Raw genomic sequence first — 22,910 nt, 5'->3', positions numbered from 1 at the left:
TTTAAATTAATTGCTATTCAATTTAAGCACTAAGTAAATTAGCCACTAATCAAATGAACCTAAGTAACGCAGTAACAAGCGCTGCTGACAACACAATGATAATAAATGGTTTTTTAAACCAAGTCAGTACACCTGCCACGAATACCCCTACAATTTTAGGCCAATCCGAAACTTCATCACCTGAAAATAACGTAGACGTTGCCGCAACTGAAAATAAAATAACAATGGCTGCTGCTGAAAATAATACTTTGCTATTCTCCGAAAGGACTACTCGACCGCGTAGCAAAGCCCCTGATGCTCGCATTAAATAAGTACCAACCGCCAACAACAGTATTCCGCTAATAATTAACCACGGGTTATTTGTCACTATTATTTCCTTATATAAACAACCAAGCTCAATAATGCCAGTAATACAGGGATCCCCGCTGGTAGTATCGGTGTCGTTGCAACAGCGATAACTGCACCGATAACGGCGGTTAACCGCAGGCGTTTATCCGATAACGCGGGCAATGAAAGCGCTAAAATAATCGCAGGAAACATCGCATCCATACCATATATATGAGTATCATTAATAAAGCTGCCCAATACCTCACCTATCACAACACCAATTGGCCAACACAATAGAATACCTATCCCACACAACCAAAAAGCCGCACGTTTTTCTGATTCAGTTTCTTGAGCTAAGCCAAATACAACACTCTCATCATTCATAATATGATAGCCCAATAGCGACTTTGCTCCCTTCCCCGTTAAATCACTAGTTGCAAAACTAAAGGGGATATGTCGTGAATTAACTAATAGCCCCGCGAGTGCAGCAGAAAGCGGGCTTCCACCAGCAAAAATCACACCGATAAACAAAAACTCGGATGCCCCTGCGAGCACTAAAATAGATAAGGTCACTGGTACCCACCAATCAAATCCCTGTGAAAGCGCCAATGCACCATAAGAAATGCCAACAATTAAGTCAGCAAAACAGACAAGAGCTATATTTTTCACTGTGCTATGATTTAGCTTTGAGCTTATTGAAGTTAGCATCCCTAGACCGTTCGATATATAATACATTCGTTCATTATGTCGATAGATAGTATAAAGTGCAATCTAAATAGGAAAATTAAAATTGAATCTGCCTTCACCTCCCATTGAGTTGATTTCAAAAGCCCTTGTTCGTGAAAGACAAAAAAGCGGGCTATCCCTATCAGAGCTATCTCGTAAAGCGGGTATCGCTAAATCTACACTTTCTCAATTGGAATCAGGTAGTGGTAACCCAAGTATTGAAACCTTATGGGCTCTTTGTGTGGCGTTGGATATTCCTTTCGCACGGCTAATTGAAGAAAAGCAAGAAGCTGTCACAGTGATCCGCCATGGAGAGGCGATACCGGTCAGTGCCGAACACGCGAATTATTTGGCCTTTTTACTCTCATCAGCTCCCGCAGATTCGCGACGTGATATTTATACTGTGGTTGCCCAGCCCGGTCGTGATCGTATTTCAGAACCTCATATGCATGGCGTCAGCGAGCACATCATTATTATGTCTGGCAGAGCGTTAGTCGGCCCATTGGATAACCCTGTTGAGCTACAAGTTGGGGACTATATTCACTACCCCGGAGATGAGCCACATATAATGCGAGCCTTAGAACCGAATACGATGGCTGTTATGGTGATCGATAAACAAAATTAATCGCCTATCTAGCCCAATAGATTTTGCGTTATTATAGCTTTAGTGAATATTAATTGGAGCCTGTGTTATGTCCTACTATGATGAAATTGTTGAAAAAGTAAACCAATTGATTGATGAAAATTCAGTTCATAAGATGAATGAAATGCTGATGCAGCTATCCCATGACCCGCAAATCAACCAAGAACAACGTTTTGAACAACAACAGCGCTTAAGAGAAGCTATTTTTATTCATCACAACAAATAGCAGCCAAATATATGGCCGCTATTCGCACTCTTAACTGATCTTAATAACCAAAATAAATAGGCAGTAGGGTTAGTGGTAATCCCGGTATTGGTAAAATAACTAGCCCTAATAGCATTAACATACTCAATTAAAACTCCTGTTGCTGTAAATAACTCCACGCATATTGGGCATGAAGTTCAGCACCTGTCGCCATCGTGTCTTCATCAATATTAAAACAACCATGATGATGTGCCCATTGAGTGTCCTTTTCGGCATTTCCTGTGCCTAACAGCGCAAAGCACCCCGGGATGTTTTCAATGTAGAAGCTGAAATCTTCACCACCCGGTGTTGGTCTTTCGTTAATCAGAGCTTGCTCACCAAAAGCTTGTGAAATGACTGATTGAGCCAGTAGCGCACTGCGCTCCTCATTGATAACCGGTAGTGTCCCATAGATATAATCAACCTGCGCAGTCGCCCCATAAATAGCCGCAGTGTGCTCGGCATAACGACGGATCGCAGCTTCGATACGGTTACGAGTTTCAATATCAAAACAACGTACCGTACCATCCAATACTGCATTTTCTGCAATAACATTGAAGCGTGTCCCGACATCCATTTTACCTATCGTGACCACGGCTGAGTCTAAAGATGAGGTTTCTCGGGACACAATCGCTTGTAAATTCATGACAAATGCTGAAGCAACAACTGCTGCATCAATAGTTGCTTCTGGCATAGAACCATGACCACCACGGCCTTTAAAAGTGACTTTCAGTAAATCAGCAGAAGCAAAAGACCCACCCACATTACAAGATACTTTTCCTGATGGTGTGGTTGTCCAAATATGCATACCAAAAACGTTATCCACATTTTCGATTGCGCCTTGTTTGATCATGGCTAATGCGCCTTGAGCAATCTCTTCTGCAGGTTGGAAAATTAAACGCACATTGCCGGCTAATTCTTCTCGCACCTCATACAATGCTTTGGCTGCCGTTAATAGCATTGCCGTATGCGCATCATGACCACAAGCGTGCATTTTGCCTTCAATAGTCGATTTATATTCTAATGAATCATTCAATTCCAAAACGGGTAATGCGTCTATATCTGCACGCAGAGCAACTGTTTTACCTGGCTTACCGCCGTTAATTTCCGCAATAACACCGGTAGGCTCGGTTAGCCGATACTCGATTCCGATTTTGTCTAATTCTTCAGCAATACGTTGCGTGGTGCGTACTTCTTCAAACGGTAGTTCAGGGTGAGCGTGTAGATCACGACGAAAAGCAATCATTTCAGGTGTATATTTTTTGATTGCGGCTGTAATTGTTTTATTAATCATTTTTCTACCTTTTACCCTATTGCTCAACCAGATACTGTATCTGGCTCACTTATTAATTAACATTCTATTAATGACTTAACGGTAGCAAACATCACATCTGCTCCTCGCGCGATTTGTGCATAATCCGTCCATTCATCTGGATGATGGCTTAACCCATTACGACTTGGCACAAATATCAGTCCCGTTTGAGTTATACCTGCAAAAATCATAGTGTCATGCCCCGCGCCACTGACCATTGAACGAAAACGTAAGTTTTGGTCGCTGGCATGTTGTTGCATTAGTTGATGAATATCACTATTGAGCTCCGTTGGCTGAACATATAACGGCTGAACAATATCGCTTGAAATCGCTAACGAATTGCTAACCTGTTCTGTTAATTCGATTATTTGTTCAATCACTTTACGTAACGCAACGTCATTTTTAGAGCGAATATCGACGCTAAAAGTGACTTCGCTTGGGATGACATTCGCCCCATTAGGTAATACTGATAACCGGCCTACGGTCGCAACCGTATTATCCCCTGCCGCCTTTGCTAGTTCAGGAATATGACTAATAATTTGGCTTGCACACACTAATGCATCGGCTCGCATATTCATCGGCGTAGTACCTGCATGGCCTGCTTTACCTGTCAGTTTAATCTCTAACTGACTGATACCTACGATAGTTTCTACGATCCCTATATCTTCATTTGCCTGTTCTAACACCGGGCCTTGTTCGATGTGTAATTCTAAAAATGCTTTGACCTTTTTAGGGTCGAGCACAGCTTGTGATGCATGATCAGCATTGAACCCTGCCTCTACCATACGCTGCGCCGCACTTACACCCTGCCTATCTTTGAGTTGGTATAATTCTTTTGTACCAATCAAACCCGTTATCACACTTGAAGCCATCAATCCCCGGCCAAAACTGGTCCCTTCCTCTTCAACCAAGGCAATGACTTCTAAGGGATATTTCGGAGTTAAGTTTTGTTCGCGAATACGCGCTACGACATCCAAACCTGTAACAATCCCTGCCGGGCCATCAAATGCCCCGCCATGAGGAACAGAGTCAAAATGAGAACCCACAATCACCACAGGCAAATCAGGTTGCTGGCCTTCTAAGCGCCCATAAATATTACCAATAGCATCTTCTCGAACTTGTAATCCTAAAGCGCGCATTTCTTGTTTTAAGTAATCACGCGCTTGTTTATCTTGTTCGCTATAGCTCATCCGAGTAGTGCCCTGCCCCGGTGTTGCGGTGTATTCTGCTAACTGTTCTAAATGACGCTGAATTCTTGAAGTACTTGTTTCCATTATTTTTTACCCTGCAATTGGAACAATATAAGCCACCATAATACCTGCTAATACAACAGAAACCATGGTCACAGAAATAAAGCCACCAACTAGCATCGGCCCTAACATATGGCTAGTTAATACTTGGCGTTCTTTTTCATCTTTCGTTAATGCGTTGATCGCTTCGTTAGTAATGATGTAGTCAGCAGGGAAACCATATAAAGCCGTTAGAGCAACAGCAAACGCCATTTCTTTGGTAACGCCTAATATTTTACCAACCACCCATGATGCAAGGTACATTCCAATAACCGCTGCACTAATTAACACCACCATCGGATAAACTAGACGCAATAACATATCAGGAGTCGCATGGTTTAATGTATCGAAGATAAATAACATTAAGGCCATAATGGCGAACCCAAAACCATTGGCTTTTTGTAATGGTTGTCTTTCTAAGAAACCTAACGAAGAGGCAATAACACCAAATAATAAACACAATACAAATGGGCTAATACTCACATAAGGGGCTGCAAAAGATGAGGCTAAATAAGCCAAATACCCTACCGCAGCTAAGCGTAAGAATTTAAAATAGCTGGTGTTATAGTGGTTAGGGATTTTCTTGAACATACGTGGCATTTCATCTTCAGATACCACTGCTTTAACTTCAACATCTTTTGCGCCATCAACAGATAATGTTTCTTGCCATTGGCCATTGCGATATTTTTCTAGAACTCGACGCCCTTCTTTTTTTAACATCACGGCAGTGAGTGGATAACCTGCAAACCCCTGCATAACGTAAATTAAAATAGCGAAAACCGAAAGGTCAACTAAACCTGCCTCAGCGGCACCTTTTGACATAATTAGCGAAGAAACGATTCCACCAACTAACGGAGGAACTGCAACTAATACAGTATTTAAATCAAATAAGGCAATACCGACAATAAAGGTCAAGAAAATAATGCCTAAAATCCCAGCTAAGGAGATAAGAATAGTTTTCCATTGGCGCAACAATTCTTTTAACGATAATAAGGTTCCCATATTTGTAATTAACAAATACATTAAGGTAACCGCAACTACTTGAGGAATACCGGCAATACTCACAATATCTTTCGGGAAAATAGTCCAATAACCTAAAAGAAAGAGCACTGCGCATACAAATACGGAGGGGATCCAAGCCTTAGTTCTAACGGCTATAGCATCCCCAATATATAATATCCCCACTATCAGAAACAGAGCTAACATCTGTGACATAACTTTTTCCCCGCACTTATCTTTTTTTATTAGATTATTTTTTGGTATTTAAAACTATTAATTTTAATTAAGGTTAGATTATAAATTTTATTTGGCGCAACAAAACACCAATATAGAGAGTATTTCGCTACAAATACACGAAATTGCAACAAAATTCATCATAACACCGAAAATTCAGATGTATAGAGAGCTAAACAGGATTTAAACAGCTTGGAATAAAGGTATGCAGTGAACTAAATAGTCAGATATAACATTGAAAGGGGTCAAGCACCTTAATATTCTCTAAATGCAGGTTTATAAGCTAATATTTTATGTCATTTAACTTATTATTTACAAACAAATCAACTATAGTTTATTTTTTAATCTATGAAATTATATTCTATTGTCCATGGCTGTATTTTCAATAAATATCGTAATAAGATGAAAAATCACCTTATAAATATGACCAATATTTCTATTTATAGGAAATATTCTACTTTATTTTATTTTTAAACCGTTTCTCTTTATATTGCTGTTGAAAAGGATGATATCCCTTCATCTCCAATTTAGTTTGTTTTGACAATAAAGTTTATTTAAACAAAGAAAAACCCCATAGATAATTCACTACCTACAGGGTTTAATGAGTAATAGATAAAGTAATTTAATGACTAGTTTGTTGTTCAGCCGCTACCTTAGCTGGTTTTATTTTGCGATTATTTTCAAAGCCGGGTTGTGGAACTTTAATAAAGAATGTCAGTATTCCTGCAAAGATATACAAACCTGTATATGCCCAAACAACACCCACAATATCAAAGAAAGGTAATACTAAACTGGCTATTGCCGGTGCAGCAAAATTACTCAGCCCCGCTGAAAGGTTATAAATTGAGACCGCAGCACCTTTATGGTGTGGCTCAATACTTGGGAATACCGCCGTCATTGGAACAAATGCAGCCACAAAAATACCTAATAAAATGGCGGGTATTAATGCGATGGCAAAATTATGACCAAAATAAACCGGTAAGTAATAAAACATTAAGCTGGATATTGCCATACCTAGGCACCCAAACCACCTGACTTGGCGGATCCAACCAATATGTTCACCAACAATTCCCCAAAAAATATTCGTAAAAATAGTGACAAAGAAGAAAACCGCCCAAATCTGTAACCATTCAGAGATGGTGAACCCTAAGCGGTCAACAAAGAGTAATGGCATGATGATTGCAAAACCAAACAACGAAATAGTGTTGATAATGCGGATTAAACTTGCCATAAAGATGTCTTTGTTGGTAAATAAAATGGTGGCAGCCCGCGACAATTCAGCCATTTTATCTTTCATGGGTAAATTAACTTTGGAGCGATCAACTGGAATGTTACGTAGGCTAAAATAAGCAATTGCGCCACCAATAGCGACCCAACCGATGGCCATCCATAATGTTCCTGTTTCACCCATCATTGGGATTGAAAAACTAGGCAGATAACTGCCGATAACACCAATGCCTACCGAGTACATCGCCCAGAACCAACCCGTAGCCGCAGCAAGATGCGCTCGAGGGATGACTTGCACCAGCATCATCATAAATGAATAAATAAACAATGGATAAGCCAGCCCACGAATACCATAGAATAACAGCATCAAGGTATAGCTTTTCATACCGAGACCAAATGCCATAAATAAGGCATGCATGACAATCCAGAGAATAAACCCGATCATCATGGCTTTTAGGGGGGTGATAATTTCAGCCACAACACCAGATGCCCACGCCGCAACGGCTGCCATTAAACCATAGACAGTAAATACCATCGCGGATTGCGCCGGTGTAAACCCTAAATCAGTAATATGTTTTGATAAAAAAGCCATTTCAAAGCCATCACCACTCATAAAGATAGCGATGGCAATAAAACCCCAGAACAAATGCTTAGGTAGACCAAGCCAATACTGCTTCTGTTCCATTGCAGTTTCCTCATTTTAATTTTGTTATTTTAATCAATCGCGAAGAGATAACCGTGGCGGTGATATGTAGGGAAACACCGCCACACTCGCCTACTGCGGCAATAATTCCCTTGCTTGTTTTTGCTGTTGGTATAATAAACGGAAAACATCAAGCCGTTGATTTAACCAAGTTTGGCACTGTTTTTGTGGTAAATAGGTACTCAGCACTTCTGGTTTTTGGCACACGGTTTCTGTATTACCGCCGTCCGCCAGCCATGCCAAACGAGCCGCACCTAAAGCCCCCGACGAACTCGCCGGGTGAGTCACAATCGGTATATCGATAACATCAGCAATAAGCTGCGCCCAAACAGGACTTCGTGCTCCTCCCCCTGTTAAGCTACACTGGCTAATTTGCGTTCCCGTTTGCGTTAAAACCTGCATGCCATCCGCCAGAGCGAAGGTCACTCCTTCAATCACCGCATAACCAAGCTGAGCACGCGTTGTTTCATTTTTTAACGCAAAGAATGAGCCCATTGCGTAAGGGTCATTATGGGGTGTTCTTTCCCCTGATAGGTAAGGCAAAAATACTGGCGCTTGCTTCTTCTCGTCATCGGTCAATTGCCCCACTTCATCCATTAGCTGGTTTTCCGTTGTGGAAAGAAGCTGGCAAAGCCAACGCAAACAGTTGGCAGCACTTAACATCACACTCATTTGGTGCCAACGATTTGGCAATGCATGAGCAAATGCATGGACGCCTTGGTGTGGTGCTGCTTGTAGCTGATTATTAACCACAAAAATGACGCCAGAGGTGCCCAAAGAAATTAGAGCATCTCCGTCATTAACCGCACCAACACCAACAGCAGAAGCCGCATTATCACCGCCTCCACCAGCGATAATTACATCGGCGCTAAGCCCCCATTGGGAAGCTAAATCCGCCCGTAACACACCGCTTTTTTCAGCGCCTTCAACTAAAGAAGGCATTTGTTCACGAGTTAAATTAGTTGCAGCCAATAGTTCATCAGACCAATCACGCTTAGCCACATCTAGCCATAATGTGCCCGACGCATCAGACATATCACTGGTAAATTGACCAGTCATTTTCCAACGTAAATAATCTTTAGGAAGCAATACCTTAGCAACTTGTTTGAATATTTCTGGTTCATGGCGTGCGACCCACAATAACTTGGGCGCCGTGAAACCTGGCATCACTAAATTAGCACCAATCGTTAGAAACTCAGGGTGATTTGCCATTAACCATTCACATTCCTTCGCACTGCGGGTGTCATTCCATAAGATACAGTCACGAAGTACTTGGTGCTCGCTGTTTAATAATACTGCGCCGTGCATTTGGCCCGATAAACCAATCGCTTTCACCGCTGCCCATGCTTCTGGGGCTTTTTGGCGCAAGGTAGCCGCAACCGCGTTAGTGGCTTCCCACCAACTATCTGGTGATTGTTCTGCCCACTGAGAATGTGGCCTTTGTACTGTTAATGCCATGTGACTTGAGGCAACAATTTCGCCCTGAGCATTAATTAATACGGCCTTAAGTTCTGAAGTGCCTAGGTCAATTCCGAGGTACATCGCCTTTCTCCTTACAGAGGTTGTTGAGGTGACTTGAGCCAATTTTCAACTTTTTCAACCGTGTTGCTCATCAATTCGTGGAATTCCGTAGAATGAGCGAGTGAGCCGAACAACATTTCACTTGAGACAAATTGCGACAATGCGTCACTGCTATTCATCATTTTTTGATATAGTGCCACATCCAACACACCATCCTGATATTCATAAGGTAATTCACCACGAGCCCAGCGCTGTAAAAATACGAAAAATAAAGCGGGCAGCACAGCCGTCGCAGCCGGAGTCTGCTGACGCTGATAGCATTCTTGGAGTGTTGGCGTAATAAAACCAGGTATTTTTGATAAGCCATCTGCGGCTACACGTTGGTTAGTATCCTGAATATAAGGATTACTAAAGCGTGCGAGTACCACATCACGGTATTGTTCTAAATCGAGAGGACTCGGCGATAATGACGGGATCACATCTTGTGTCACATAATTCCATGCCATTTGTTTGATAGCAGATTGGCGGGTGCTTTCATCAATAAAGCTCAAACCGATTAAGGTGCCTGCCCAAGCAATGCAACTGTGGCTTGCATTCAGAATACGAATCTTCGCTTCTTCCCAAGGTAAAACGGACTCAACCATTTCTACATCGACATTTTCTAATGCAGGACGTCCATTAATAAAGTCATCTTCAATCACCCACTGAATGAATGCCTCTCCCATAACAGGTGCTTTATCATCCCAACCAGTATGCTGTTTTACACGTTCAGCCACATCTGGGGTTGGGCGAGGCGTGATCCTATCAACCATGGTATTCGGCGAACGCGTATTTTCTTTCACCCATTGGTACAGCTCAGTTTCACCTTTTAATTGTAAAAACGATAAAAAGCCGTGTCTAAAGCGTTCGCCATTGTGGCGCAAATTATCACAATTTAACAAGGTCACAGGTTCACCATGAGCTGCTAAACGTGCACGTAAAATTTGTGTTAATGCACCATATATCGTGCTCATTTTGCCCGTTAAATCTGCTTTAATGTCTGGCTGTTCTGCATCTAACTCATGCTGTGGGGTTAAATAATAGCCCGCTTCTGTGACTGTAAAAGCAATAACACGTGTTGCTTTATCACAACCTTGTTCCACTAACTGGCTTAAATTCTCATCCCAATGCAATACTTTGCGCACTGAAGTAATTTTTTCATAATGACGCTCACCTTCAGGTGAAACTGTTTCAAGGGTATATTCCCCATTTTGCTTGGTTAAGTTATCAAGCAATGCATTCGCATCATTGCGAATATTCCCTAAGGCAATTGACCAACTATCATCCCCTTGTTGACACAAGCGGTGCAAATACCACGCTTGGTGAGCACGATGAAATGACCCAGCACCGATGTGCATCCACACTGATTTCTGCTTTAGCATTGTGACTCCTTACCCTAAAATTAAATAATTGCTATTTTTTTGGGCATATGCCCGTTTGTTATATTTTAGTTTCAATCTGATCACAATTACTGCGATAATGCTCACAGTATTGACTTTTGCCCTTTTAATAAACAATTGCCCAGAATTACAATAAGCGAAACCAGCAGGAGAATGTTCATGCAGAAAGAATTAAAAAAAATGGAACAAGCTGCACGTGCGGCATGGCTATATTTTGTGGCAGGCAAAACACAACAGGAAATTGCGCATGAACTTGGGCTATCAAGACAAGTCGCCCAACGCCTTATTTCATTAGCAAAAGAACAAGGTATGGTTCAGGTGCAAATCACGCACCCGATTACGGAGTGTTTAAGACTCGCTAATGAAATCCAGCAAAAGTATCACCTAACACATTGCTTTGTCATCCCGTCAGGGCAACTAGATACAGAAGCGACACTCGACATGATTTCAGTGGCAGGTGCTGAGCTCATGGAGCAATTAATCGAACCCGATAAACCTCAAGTTATTGGTATCGGTTCAGGCAGAACATTACGCAGTATTATTGACGCTCTTCCTTACCTAGAAACCTCTCAGCACCAATGTGTTTCATTAATAGGCGCTATTGCCCGTGATAGCTCAGCAACACGCTATGATATTCCATTACGCTTTGCAGAAAAATTACAATGCCGACACTATATTCTACCTGCACCACTTTATGCTGATAGCCCAGAAGATAAAGCAATGTGGTGCCAACATCGCGTGTATAAGGAAGTCACGGAAAAAGCCCTGAATGCAGATATTACCTTTATTGGTATTGGCGAAGTCGGTAAAGGATGCCCGCTCAATTCTGAAGGTTTCGTCACGGATGAACAATTGGAAATGTTGTTAGAAAAAGGTGTCGCCGCAGAGCTATTGGGGCATTTTATTCAAGCTAACGGTGAGCGACTTTCTACGGCTTTGGATGACACGCACACCAGTGTTCCGCTGTTTCCCTCCCCAAATAAGCCTGTGATCGCATTTGCGGGTGGCGCACACAAAACAAAAGCCATTCAAGCCGTTATGAATGGCGGTTGGGTAACAGGTTTAGTGACCGATGAAGCCACTGCGCATCATTTATTAGCGAATAAATAAATTATCCCTGTGTCAGCCAATGATGGCATAACATACCAAGCAAGGTAAATATTAAGGCACCAATTACGTGGATAGCAATGGTGCTAATAGCGAAACCCAATTTACCTTCTTGGATTAGCACCAACACTTCGAGTGAAAAGGTCGAAAAGGTGGTAAATGCGCCGCAGAAGCCAGTCACAATGAATAATTTATAGGCAGGGCTAATATTTGCATTGGCAAAGTACGAAATGGCAAAACCAATGACAAAGCCGCCAACCAAATTGACCGCAACGGTACCTAGAGGAATATTTGGGTAAAGGTGATTGAGTCTTAGGCTAACAAACCATCTTAGCCATCCGCCAAGCACTGAACCAATCGCAATTGCAAATAATGAGGCATACATAGAAACTTCCTTTAATGTCTGGCGGGATAAATGAAAGGAAAGTCTCCCAGTTATACTCTAAATAATTCGAGTTACATGTAGGCGACAAACGAAGATAGTCCGATGAGCATACACAAGTATGTGATTCGGCTAGCGCAGTGCAGTCAACACCCATGTAACTTGAAGTATGACGAGTATAGATCATTTATGCCCTAAATTAGGGCACATAATACCTACGTACCCCATCAAATGAAAAGGTTAACGTAGGCATCATCAGCCCTCTACGGGCGGTTTTATATAAGGAGGAATGCCATCTCCCAAAGGTTTACATAAAAATAATAAGGCAACTAATTAGTTGATGCAAACCTATTTTATAATAGATACCCTAAATAGTTAGGGGTCATAACTAAGCAGAAAACGAATAAGTGAGTGTCGTCAACAACGCTACAGCTTGAAGTATGACAAATAATAGCTCTAAATAATTCAAGTTGTAGCTAGGCGACAAGTAAATGAGTCATTAGGAGCATACACAAGTATGTGACTAATGCGAATGAACGTAGTCAACAACGCTACAGCTTGGAGTATGACGAGCTATTGGGACATCTTCAAAATCGTCCGCACATTACTCGCACTCGTTGCAATAATATCAATCGCCCCCGTACGCAGCGCCCCCATGATAGCCATGGCCTTGGAGGATTCGGAAGCAATCGCTATTACACAAGGAATTTTCTTGAGTTCTTCTATGCTTAGGCCAATTACTCGGTCATTCATCACCGTATCAACATGTTGCCCTTGCGCATTAAAAAAATCATAACCCGCGATATCGCCAATCACCCCTTGATTCAAACTCGCATCAACAATTTCACGCGGTGTAAACCAGCCTAGTTTGACCATATAGCTATCTTCATTCATATCGCCAATACCAATTAAGGCAATATCCGCTTTACGGGCGCGATCTAAGGTTTCCTTAATGGTCCCATTTTTCATAAAAGATTGCTTTAATTCGTTATTTTCAACATAAGCAGGGGCGTATAGGGTTTCACTGGTTCCGCCAAATTTCTTCGCTAAGCGACGGCTGATATGGTCCGCATTGATAGAGTCGCCAGGCCGGTGTGTTCCGCCGATTCCGCAAATAAAACGGCAATCTTTTTCAGGAACGGCCCCGCCGCTATCGGCTACCACCGCGACATTTCGCCCCTGACCGACGGTGACTATCATATTGTCACGTAATGTTGTCGATAAATAATTAGCGACAAGTGTGCCAACTTGATAGCGTTGTTCTTCTTCATCGGGATGATCGAGGGCAATCAACGCACGGGAAATCGGAAAACGAGAAAGTAGCTGTTGCTCTAGCTGAGTGCTAAAAATAGGATGATAGCGAACATTGATCTCAACAATACCTTCTTCTTTTGCTCGCTTAAGTAAGCGCCCCACCTTAATTCGCGATATACCAAACTTATTGGCGATCTCTTCCTGAGTAATTTCATCGCGATAATAAGCTATCGCAATTTCAGTCAGTAGCTCGATTTCGGAAGATGTTTGTGATCTATCCATAAGATAGTGGTTTCCTCTTTATTGGTGTTAATCGCAACAAGGATGATAAGGTTTTAGTATAGCGTTTCTAGTGGCAATTAATAAGTGAGTTATAAAAGAGAGTGGATATATAGCAATGGTTTTTGACTATATATCCACGAAAAGAGTTATATAAAACAATTATGCATTGGTTAATGCGCTCTGTTTTTCAACACTTTGCGCTAATTGGCATAATAATAAACAACAAGAAGTCGCGCCTGCATCTAACACGCCTCTTGAACGCTCACCAAGGCGGCTTGCACGGCCAATTTTAGCCACTAAATCTACCGTGGAATCACGGCCTGCAACTGCAGCGGCCTGCATCGCATCAAGCGCTTGTTTAAAGTTTTTCCCTGCTTTTGTTGCCTCTTCAAAGGCATTAACCGCAGGGATCAATGTATCCATTAGGCACTTGTCACCCACTGTTGCACTGCTGATGTCTTGCAGTTCGGATAGCCCATTTTTCAACATAGCAAGAAAATCTTGTTGCGATAACTCATTTTTCCCTGAAATGCTGTCTGACATTCCCATAAAGAAACTGCCATAAAGTGGCCCCATTGAACCGCCAATACCTTCCATCAAGGCATCAGAAATCTCTTCAAAGCCTTCACTGAGTGATAATTCACGGTCCGCGATTGCTTTAGCGCATAGATTAAAACCTTTTGCCATATTGATGCCATGGTCTCCATCCCCTATTGCTCCATCAATATCGCTGAGGTATTCACGGTTAGAAACAATAATGTTCACTAAATCAAGGGTAATTTCCTTGCCGTTGCCCGTTGAAATAACTTGCATAGTTGTCTCCTTATTTGACCTGTGTTAGACCCAATGAATATGCAGGGACATCCATCAATGCTTTCAATTCATCATCCACTTTCATTAATGTCAGCGTTACCCCCATCATTTCTAATGACGTAAAATAGTTACCAACATAGTTACGAACAATACGCACGCCTTTTTCGCTGAGTTGTTTTTCAACCTCTGCATAATAGATATACAATTCCATTACGGGTGTGGCACCTAATCCTGAAACCAATACGACGACTTCATCACCTTGTTTTGCCTGCATATCATCTAAGATTGGCGTTAACATAGTTTGTGCCATTTGCGCTGCAGACTGGATTGGCATGATTTCAATGCCTGGCTCACCATGGTGGCCAATACCGAGCTCCATCATCCCATCTTCAATATGAAAATTTGGATGACCCACCGCAGGAATGGTACAAGACGTTAGCCCAACACCAATAGAATGGCAGTTATTAATCGCTTTTTGTGCCGCATTAATCACGCCGTCTAAATCATAACCTTTACTTGCTGCGGCAGAACCCACTCTCCACATGAGTATTTCACCCGCGACACCACGGCGCTTTTCTTTCTCGCTCGCAGGGGCTGAAGCGACGTCATCGGTAGCAACCACGGTTTTAACTTTCATGCCCGCTTTTTCAGCTTTTTTCATCGCCATTTTGACGTTCATGTTATCGCCTGCATAATTACCATATAAACAAGCAACGCCCGCCCCACTGTCTGCGGCTTTGAACGCATCTAAAAATGCCCCAGCGGTTGGCGAGGAGAAAATTTCACCAATTGCCACCGCATCTAACATGTTTTCGCCCACATAGCCTAAAAATGCAGGTTCATGGCCGGAGCCACCACCAGTAACAATGCCCACTTTCCCTTGTATTGGTGCTTTTGGGTATTTTAATACGCGCGCATTATCAGTCTGCGCAAAATATTCAGGGTGCGCTTTCAAATAGCCTTGAATGGCATCTTCAACAACAAGATCAGGTTCATTAATGATTCTGTTCATAATTCCCTCATTTACTTATTTTCTGGTGTTAGCTGCATCTCTGCCGACTTTTCAAGTAATTCAGCCGGCACAGTAATAAATTTCATCAATATCGCACTAAATAAATAGAGCCCCGAGAAAATCCAAATCACGCCAAAAGCACCTACACTACTAATAAAGAGCCCAACTAATGCAGGACCGACAAAAGTGCTTAACCCTGCCCCTAAATTAAGGACTGACATTGCTGCACCTTTATTTTCAGGCGCTAAACTCGGCATGATGGCTGAAAGTGGTACGTATCCAGCGAGGCATGCACCAAATAAGCCAGCGGCTATCATCATCAGGGTATAATTGTGCCCAAAATAATAAGGCACGTAATAAAACATTAAGGTACAAACCATACAGCCGACACAACCAAACCAAATCACAATATTGCGCCAACCGATACGGTCACTGACAACGCCAAAGATCAGATTAAAAGCGATGTTTACTGTCCAAAGTGCTGCGTAGATATGTAACCATTCTGTGCGGGAAAAACCAAAGTCGGCAAGAAACATTGGCATGAAGATCACAAAACCATACGCTGCAGAGGTATTAATAGTACGAACAATGCCACCTAAACCAATTTTTGGGTTTTCAAACGCAATCGTGATCCCTTTAAACACATAGCTAAGTGAAACTTTTTCTTTCGGTGAGTCCGGTGTATCTCCCGCTTTGTTGCGGTTAAGCGCGATAGCAATAAATGCCCCGATAGTGACAAAAATTAGTCCACTCCATAACGTTGCCATTTCACCTAAAATTGGCAGCGCATAACTCGAATACATCACCCCTAAAACACCGAGTCCGCCACTATAAACAAACCAGAAGATCCCGACAGCAGAGCCCAATTTTTTAATTGGCGCCTCATAGGCCACCCAAACTAAGAAGCCGTAGGCAAACATTGGATAACCAAAACCACGCAACGCATAGGTTGGGATCATGATAGACAGGCTGTTACTCGGTAAACCAACAGATAAGAAAATAACCGAGCCAATCACAAACATCACAAAACCAAAAATCATCACACGACGAGCAGTATAAATTTCAGCCAACACACCGGATAACCACGCGGCGACAGCAGCAAAAAAACCATACACACTAAACAGTAATGAAGACTCTTCAATACTCATTCCACGGCTAATAATAAAAGGCGACAACCAGCCTTGTTCAAGCCCTTCCCCCATCATAAAGATCAGGACGCCAAAATAGCCAAGTAGTAACTTTGGTGAAAACCCCGTTACTTTAGACAGTTTATTGATTATCATATTGTTGACCTCAGTGCTTGTTCGCTGGGTTAGGACCTGAATAACAAGCCTTGGTAGGGTGACATTTATTCAGGTCCAATTTTTATCGTTATATTTTTAATTTCGTATTTTTTTCAACCCACTACAGCACTACAGGTTTGGGTCGAGAACCACTTTAATGTGCGGGTCACCTTTCGCCATCATCGAAAAACCTTCCGCAAATTTATCTAAAGGTAAGATATCCGTCACCACCCCTTTAGTTGGGAAATCACCATTACCAATGCCTTCAATCACTAACGGGTAGCAATATGGGCCAAGGTGAGAACCTAATAAATCCAGTTCTTTGCGGTCACTGATAATGCTCCAATCCACGGTCACAGGGTCTTTAAATACAGAAAACTCAACAAAAGTACCTAATTTACGGATCATCTTAAGACCTTGCTCTACCGATTTAGGGGCCCCAGTCGCTTCAATGTAAATGTCACAGCCATAACCTTCAGTCATCTCTTTGACAATTTTATCTACATCATCACGTTTAGGGTTTAATACGATATCAGCACCAAATTCTTTTGCTAATTCAAGACGTTTATCAAATAAATCCAGAACGACTAACTTGCCTGCACCGGATTTTTTAATTGCACCAATCATGCCTAGGCCTAATGTTCCCGCCCCCGAAAGCACGACGACATCACCCAATTTGACATTGGCACGCTGCACCGCATGTAAAGAACAGGCGTAAGGTTCAATTAAAATAGCGTCTTCAATTGGCATCTCAACAGGTACATGGTAGTTAATGGCCTCTTTGGTGAACTTCATATATTGCGCCATACCGCCGTTCACGTTGTTTTGGAAACCATACAAGTCATGCTTCTCACACATCCAGTATTCACCGCGTTTACAGAAACGGCATTCCCAGCAAGGTACGATTTGCTCAGAAATAACACGGTCACCTAATGCAAAACCTTCAACTTTTGAACCAAAGCCTACGACATGGCCAATAAATTCATGCCCTGGGATCATCGGTGCCTTGATATAAGCGGGCTGCTCTGCATCCCCCCAAAAGCTTGGCGCACCTTCAAAAGCCTTCACATCACCCGCGCAGATACCACAAGCTTCTACGCGAACCAAAATTTCTTCTTCACTAATTTTAGGGACATCGACAGTTTCTAAACGGTAGTCTTTTGGTGCATAAGCAACCACGGCTTTCATTTTTTCTGGAATGCTTTCGCTCATCGTTGCTTTTGAATCACAGTGTTCACACATAGTTCTATCCTCGGCGGTTTGTAAAATGAACATAAGTTCAATGAAGATACAAATTAACCATACCTTCTTTTCTTCATCCTTGCCCATAGTCAGATTGTCAAAGTGTGATTCAGTGCAAAAATTCTTATAAAATCGCCTTGAAACGCCTATTTTTTACATTTTTGGCAAAAAAAATTAAATTTGAAGCTGTAGATCACAGAATTCATCATCACAAAAATAAAAACATATGTTCACCTATTGATTATTTGTTCATAAGATCCTATTTTCTAAATAGTACATTTGATTGATTAATGAACTTTTGTTCAAGAATAAGGATCTCTATCATGCTATCTATTGCTATTGGTGCAGATGACGCTGCATTTGAAATGAAAGATTTGATTAAGGCTCACTTAGCAGAATTAAACATTGAAGTGACTGATTACTGCTTAAATACTGGGGTTGCAGATGAAATGTATCCTGATGTTGCCCACGCTGTTGCAACTGCAATCGTACAAGGTAAACACCAGCGCGGTATTTTAATTTGTGGTACCGGAATTGGTATGTCCATTGTTGCTAATAAAGTCACAGGCATTCGAGCAGCACTGTGCCATGACACATACTCCGCTGAACGAGCACAAAAAAGTAATGATGCACAAATTATTACCTTTGGTGCCCGTGTGATTGGCCCTGAACTGGCTAAAACCATTGTCGACACATGGCTGGCTTCCCATTATGAAGGGGGACGGTCAGCGCCGAAAGTGGCTCGAATCAGTGAGTATGAAAATGGGGAACGTTAGTTTTACTTTAGGCGCTTTTACTTTGGGAGCTTTGTAATGTCCACTCAACCACAAAATAAATTAGCCAATGCCATTCGATTTCTTTCAATAGATGCCGTACAGCAAGCCAACTCAGGCCACCCCGGCGCCCCAATGGGAATGGCTGATATTGCCGAAGTCCTATGGCGAGATTACTTACAGCACAACCCTGCTGACCCGAATTGGCCTAATCGTGACCGTTTCGTCTTGTCAAACGGCCATGCATCAATGCTGCTCTATAGCTTGCTTCATTTAACGGGCTATGATTTATCTATCGACGATTTAAAACAGTTCCGTCAGCTCCATTCCAAAACACCGGGTCATCCTGAATTAGGCTATACCCCCGGCGTTGAAACCACTACAGGTCCTTTAGGCCAAGGCATTGCCAACGCGGTTGGTATGGCAATAGCAGAAAAAACGTTGGCTGCTACGTTTAATCGCTCTGGTTTCCCCGTTGTCGACCACTATACCTACACATTTTTAGGTGATGGCTGCTTAATGGAGGGGATCTCTCATGAGGTGTGTTCATTAGCAGGGACGCTAAAACTCAATAAACTCATTGCCTTTTATGATGATAACCGTATTTCTATTGATGGTAATACTCAAGGTTGGTTTACTGATAATACCGCAAAGCGTTTTGAAGCTTATGGCTGGCATGTTATTCGCCAAGTCGATGGCCATTCTCGGCCTGCAATCAAAGCGGCCATTGAACAAGCTCGCCAACAAACCTCGAAACCAACCCTCATTATTTGCAGAACCACGATTGGTTATGGTTCGCCCAATAAAGCCGGTACCGCAGATTCTCATGGTGCTCCTCTCGGACAAGATGAAATAACACTGACTCGCCAACAACTCGGTTGGGCGTATCCGCCTTTTGTGATCCCTGATGAAATATACCAACCTTGGAATGCCCTAGAACGTGGTGCTGAGCAGCAATTACGTTGGGAGCAAGCATTACGAGAATATGCCAAACAATACCCAGAACTTGCCGAGCAGCTAACGCAGCGATTATCCAATCAACTTCCTGAAAAATTTACAGATATCATTGATAACTTCATTCAACAATTAAATGAAAACCCTGCAACTATAGCTACACGTAAAGCGTCACAAAATACACTCAATATTATTGGCCCTGTTTTATCTGAATTAATCGGTGGTTCCGCAGACTTAGCCCCAAGCAACCTCACCTATTGGTCTGGGTCACTGCCAATTAATGAACAGCCTTCAGGCAACTATATTCACTATGGCGTCAGAGAGTTTGGTATGACCGCCATTGCTAATGGAATTGCATTACACGGCGGTTTTCGCCCTTACACAGCAACTTTTTTGATGTTCTCTGAATATGCGCAAAATGCCGTGAGAATGGCCGCATTAATGAAATTGCCCCAAATACTCATTTATACTCACGATTCCATTGGATTAGGTGAAGATGGCCCAACGCACCAACCTGTTGAGCAACTTGTTTCACTACGTGCAACACCTAATTTGTCAGTCTGGCGCCCTTGTTGCCAAGTAGAAACAGCGGTGGCTTGGCAACAAGCTATCTTAGCGAAACATACGCCAACCGCCTTGATATTATCGCGGCAAAACCTAATACAATATTCGCGAACAACTGAACAACTCGCCAATATTGCATATGGTGGATATATTTTGCGCAGTAATAGTGAAAACCCTGAATTACTATTAATTGCCACAGGCTCTGAAGTCACATTAGCGGTTGAAGCTTGGAAACAACTGACTGAACAAGGGTTTAATGTGAATGTTATTTCGATGCCTTCAACAGATACCTTTGACCAACAACCCTTAGAGTACCAACAGCGCGTTTTACCCAATCACGTTCGGCACCGTATTGCTATCGAAGCCAGTATCAGTGATTACTGGCGTAAATATGTAGGAATTGATGGATTGGTCATGGGAATGAATAGCTTTGGGGAGTCAGCTCCTGCAAACCAATTATTTGAATATTTTGGTTTCACCGTAGAAAAGCTTATTACTATGTCGCTTTCATTATTAAAACCTAATGATTAATTGATATAGCAATAATTAATATCTGTTATCCTACTTTGTAATTTTCTATTACAAGCCAAATAATACCTATGTTATTTGGCTTATTTTTTATTTAAATAAAATCATCAATAATAAATAAAGCGAGTAGCTACTCATACTCACTTTATTCATTATTATTAAATATCACTATTGGATACTGTAGCCACCATCAATAACCAAATTATGTCCGGTGATCATATCGGATGCATCACTGGCCAAAAATAATGCACATGCGGCAATTTCGGACGGTTCCGCAAAACGCCTTGCAGGAATTTTTTCTTTCATTTCATCACCTTTTTCACCTTCCCACGCTTTTTTGCCCAGTTCTGTCATCACAATAGTTGGTGAAATGGCGTTGGTTTGTATCCCTTTAGGGCTCCATTCAAGTGCTAATACTTGGGTTAAACCAATAATCGCTGCTTTACTCGCACAATAGGCGGCATGTTGGTCTAAGGCAATCACGCCTGCTTGTGACGCCATATTAATAATTTTCCCTTTTCCATTATTAATCATGACATTACCTGCAGATTGGCAAACCAAAAAAGTCCCTTTTAAATTCACGTTCATGGTTAAATCCCAGTCTGACTCACTTAAATTTTCAGCGGGAGCAAGCGCTACAATTCCAGCACTATTGACGACAATATCTAATGTACCATAATGCTCAACAACCTGTTTTACCATCTGAGAAACCGCCTCAGAATTTGTTATATCACATTGAATACCAATTGAATTTTTTAATTTCTCCGCAATTTTCACTACTTTATCTGACTTATCAATTAAGGCAATTTTAGCCCCTTTTTCAACAAACAGTTGAGCAATCGCCAACCCAATGCCTGCAGCTCCCCCTGTAATTAAAGCGACCTTGCCATCAAGTGAAAAGTTGGTGTTATAGCCACTAAATTTTTTCATTTTAATTCCTTAATGTCATGATGTGATATTTAATATATAGATGAAATAAATATAGTGTTGCCTTAGAGAGACAACAAAATATTAAGTGCAGATTAGATTACTTGGTATTATTAATATAATATCATCACTAGTTAAACTCTATATTATTTATGTAAAAAAAAGAGATATCTCTCAAATTAAATACCATCCTAAATTCTGAATGCACATATGTTCAAAATAATAATTTGAATGATTATTTGTGCTTTATTTTCAACTGTACAAATCTTTCCTAGAACTCATCTACGTTGTCCTACTTCATTAGAAGTGTATTTTTTCTTCCCCTATAATTTTTCAATTAATTGGCGCATAATATTAGTTATATCTAAATTGATATTGAACAATATCAGCGCTGTATTATTGAGTAAGATATTGAATGAATATCATTTACACTAAATGCTGCGCACTTAATTTATAGGTCATTGATAATATGGAACAAAGCAACTTGCTATTACAACTTAGTAACATTGGCTATAGCATTGAGCAAAAAACAATTCTTGATAATGTGCAGATTAACTTACAGGCAGGCGACTTTAAACTGATTACGGGTCCTTCCGGCTGCGGTAAAAGTACCTTATTAAAAATAGTGGCCTCGTTAATTTCACCCACTCAAGGAACGATTAAGTTTCAAGGGAAAGATATCAATACCATCCTCCCAGAAACTTATCGTCAGCAGGTTTCTTACTGTACTCAAACGCCCACTTTATTTGGGCAAGCTGTGTATGACAACCTCGTTTTTCCCTATCAAATTCGAAAGTTGCCATTTAATAAAGACAAAGTCATCAGTGATTTGCACCAATTTTCTCTACATGAATCTATTTTGGATAAAGGGATCAATGAACTCTCTGGAGGAGAAAAACAGCGTATTTCTCTTATTAGAAACTTACAATTTCTTCCGCAAGTCTTACTATTAGATGAAATCACCAGTGCCCTAGATGAAGAAAACAAAATTATCGTAAATGAATTTATCCATCATTTAACGAGTAACAAAAAAATAGGCGTGCTATGGGTAACTCATGACCAAGATGAAATCGCTCATACCAATGAAGTTATCACCCTTCCTGTTCATCACAACGAATCATAGGA

The 22,910-nt window shown here is 41.5% G+C and carries 21 protein-coding genes and 1 riboswitch; of the genes, 6 read left to right on the top strand and 15 right to left on the bottom strand.

Annotated elements, in window-relative coordinates:
* Positions 1-49: 49 nt before the first annotated feature.
* Positions 50-367 (bottom strand): AzlD domain-containing protein, encoded by a 318-nt coding sequence (locus tag PSE83_RS01245; protein ID WP_004263608.1) that lies wholly within the window; start codon positions 365-367, stop codon positions 50-52.
* Between the two features lie 2 nt (positions 368-369).
* Positions 370-1,035 (bottom strand): AzlC family ABC transporter permease, encoded by a 666-nt coding sequence (locus tag PSE83_RS01240; RefSeq protein ID WP_036958651.1) that lies wholly within the window; start codon positions 1,033-1,035, stop codon positions 370-372.
* 82 nt (positions 1,036-1,117) lie between these two features.
* Here PSE83_RS01240 and PSE83_RS01235 point away from each other — a divergent pair, with 82 nt between their 5' ends.
* Positions 1,118-1,678, top strand: a complete 561-nt coding sequence (locus PSE83_RS01235) for a helix-turn-helix domain-containing protein (protein WP_144140111.1) — start codon at positions 1,118-1,120, stop codon at positions 1,676-1,678.
* Between the two features lie 67 nt (positions 1,679-1,745).
* Positions 1,746-1,922, top strand: a complete 177-nt coding sequence (locus PSE83_RS01230; protein ID WP_004263596.1) for a DUF2526 family protein — start codon at positions 1,746-1,748, stop codon at positions 1,920-1,922.
* Positions 1,923-2,049: 127 nt separating this feature from the next.
* Here the strand turns inward: PSE83_RS01230 and PSE83_RS01225 are convergent, their stop codons facing one another.
* The 6 genes from PSE83_RS01225 to dalD form a co-directional block, all read right to left on the bottom strand.
* Entirely contained in the window at positions 2,050-3,234 is a 1,185-nt protein-coding gene (locus PSE83_RS01225; protein WP_004263593.1) for an amidohydrolase, read from the bottom strand.
* A gap of 56 nt (positions 3,235-3,290) precedes the next feature.
* A complete protein-coding gene (locus PSE83_RS01220) occupies positions 3,291-4,526 on the bottom strand; it encodes a Zn-dependent hydrolase (RefSeq protein WP_004263588.1) in 1,236 nt (411 codons plus the stop codon).
* Positions 4,527-4,532: 6 nt separating this feature from the next.
* On the bottom strand, positions 4,533-5,756 hold the full coding sequence (locus PSE83_RS01215; protein ID WP_004263585.1) for a hypothetical protein: 1,224 nt from the start codon (positions 5,754-5,756) through the stop codon (positions 4,533-4,535).
* A gap of 640 nt (positions 5,757-6,396) precedes the next feature.
* Entirely contained in the window at positions 6,397-7,686 is a 1,290-nt protein-coding gene (locus tag PSE83_RS01210) for an MFS transporter (protein ID WP_004263579.1), read from the bottom strand.
* A gap of 90 nt (positions 7,687-7,776) precedes the next feature.
* Positions 7,777-9,246 (bottom strand): xylulokinase, encoded by a 1,470-nt coding sequence (xylB, locus tag PSE83_RS01205; protein WP_004263576.1) that lies wholly within the window; start codon positions 9,244-9,246, stop codon positions 7,777-7,779.
* Positions 9,247-9,257: 11 nt separating this feature from the next.
* Complete coding sequence (gene dalD, locus PSE83_RS01200) at positions 9,258-10,646, bottom strand: D-arabinitol 4-dehydrogenase (RefSeq protein WP_094961246.1); 1,389 nt, start codon at positions 10,644-10,646, stop codon at positions 9,258-9,260.
* Between the two features lie 177 nt (positions 10,647-10,823).
* Between dalD and PSE83_RS01195 the strand changes: the two genes are divergently transcribed.
* Positions 10,824-11,774 (top strand): sugar-binding transcriptional regulator, encoded by a 951-nt coding sequence (locus PSE83_RS01195; RefSeq protein WP_036958650.1) that lies wholly within the window; start codon positions 10,824-10,826, stop codon positions 11,772-11,774.
* A gap of 1 nt (position 11,775) precedes the next feature.
* Here PSE83_RS01195 and crcB read toward each other — a convergent pair whose 3' ends face one another.
* From crcB to PSE83_RS01165, 6 genes are all read right to left on the bottom strand, one after another.
* Complete coding sequence (gene crcB, locus PSE83_RS01190) at positions 11,776-12,156, bottom strand: fluoride efflux transporter CrcB (protein WP_004263566.1); 381 nt, start codon at positions 12,154-12,156, stop codon at positions 11,776-11,778.
* 236 nt (positions 12,157-12,392) lie between these two features.
* A riboswitch (Fluoride riboswitch) is annotated at positions 12,393-12,462 on the bottom strand.
* 264 nt (positions 12,463-12,726) lie between these two features.
* On the bottom strand, positions 12,727-13,689 hold the full coding sequence (locus PSE83_RS01185) for a sugar-binding transcriptional regulator (protein WP_004263559.1): 963 nt from the start codon (positions 13,687-13,689) through the stop codon (positions 12,727-12,729).
* A gap of 159 nt (positions 13,690-13,848) precedes the next feature.
* Positions 13,849-14,502, bottom strand: coding sequence for a dihydroxyacetone kinase subunit DhaL (gene dhaL, locus PSE83_RS01180; protein WP_004263557.1), 654 nt, complete (start codon positions 14,500-14,502; stop codon positions 13,849-13,851).
* 10 nt (positions 14,503-14,512) lie between these two features.
* The gene (locus PSE83_RS01175; protein ID WP_004263555.1) at positions 14,513-15,514 is read right to left on the bottom strand and encodes a dihydroxyacetone kinase subunit DhaK; all 1,002 of its coding nucleotides are present in this window, start codon (positions 15,512-15,514) and stop codon (positions 14,513-14,515) included.
* Between the two features lie 11 nt (positions 15,515-15,525).
* A complete protein-coding gene (locus PSE83_RS01170; protein ID WP_004263544.1) occupies positions 15,526-16,797 on the bottom strand; it encodes an MFS transporter in 1,272 nt (423 codons plus the stop codon).
* Between the two features lie 129 nt (positions 16,798-16,926).
* Complete coding sequence (locus PSE83_RS01165; protein ID WP_036958649.1) at positions 16,927-18,039, bottom strand: MDR/zinc-dependent alcohol dehydrogenase-like family protein; 1,113 nt, start codon at positions 18,037-18,039, stop codon at positions 16,927-16,929.
* Positions 18,040-18,362: 323 nt separating this feature from the next.
* Here PSE83_RS01165 and rpiB point away from each other — a divergent pair, with 323 nt between their 5' ends.
* Together rpiB and tkt are read left to right on the top strand one after the other, a co-directional pair.
* A complete protein-coding gene (rpiB, locus tag PSE83_RS01160; protein ID WP_004263541.1) occupies positions 18,363-18,815 on the top strand; it encodes a ribose 5-phosphate isomerase B in 453 nt (150 codons plus the stop codon).
* A gap of 36 nt (positions 18,816-18,851) precedes the next feature.
* Entirely contained in the window at positions 18,852-20,861 is a 2,010-nt protein-coding gene (tkt, locus tag PSE83_RS01155; protein ID WP_004263536.1) for a transketolase, read from the top strand.
* 165 nt (positions 20,862-21,026) lie between these two features.
* Here tkt and PSE83_RS01150 read toward each other — a convergent pair whose 3' ends face one another.
* Positions 21,027-21,788 (bottom strand): SDR family oxidoreductase, encoded by a 762-nt coding sequence (locus tag PSE83_RS01150; RefSeq protein ID WP_004263532.1) that lies wholly within the window; start codon positions 21,786-21,788, stop codon positions 21,027-21,029.
* A gap of 466 nt (positions 21,789-22,254) precedes the next feature.
* Between PSE83_RS01150 and fetA the strand changes: the two genes are divergently transcribed.
* The gene (gene fetA, locus PSE83_RS01145) at positions 22,255-22,908 is read left to right on the top strand and encodes an iron efflux ABC transporter ATP-binding subunit FetA (RefSeq protein WP_272660600.1); all 654 of its coding nucleotides are present in this window, start codon (positions 22,255-22,257) and stop codon (positions 22,906-22,908) included.
* Positions 22,909-22,910 lie beyond the last annotated feature (2 nt).

The organism is Providencia sp. PROV150, assembly GCF_028481025.1.
Taxonomy (GTDB): Bacteria; Pseudomonadota; Gammaproteobacteria; order Enterobacterales; family Enterobacteriaceae; genus Providencia; species Providencia hangzhouensis.
Note: the sequence above shows the minus strand (reverse complement) of the source record. Positions and strands in the feature narration are given on the sequence as shown.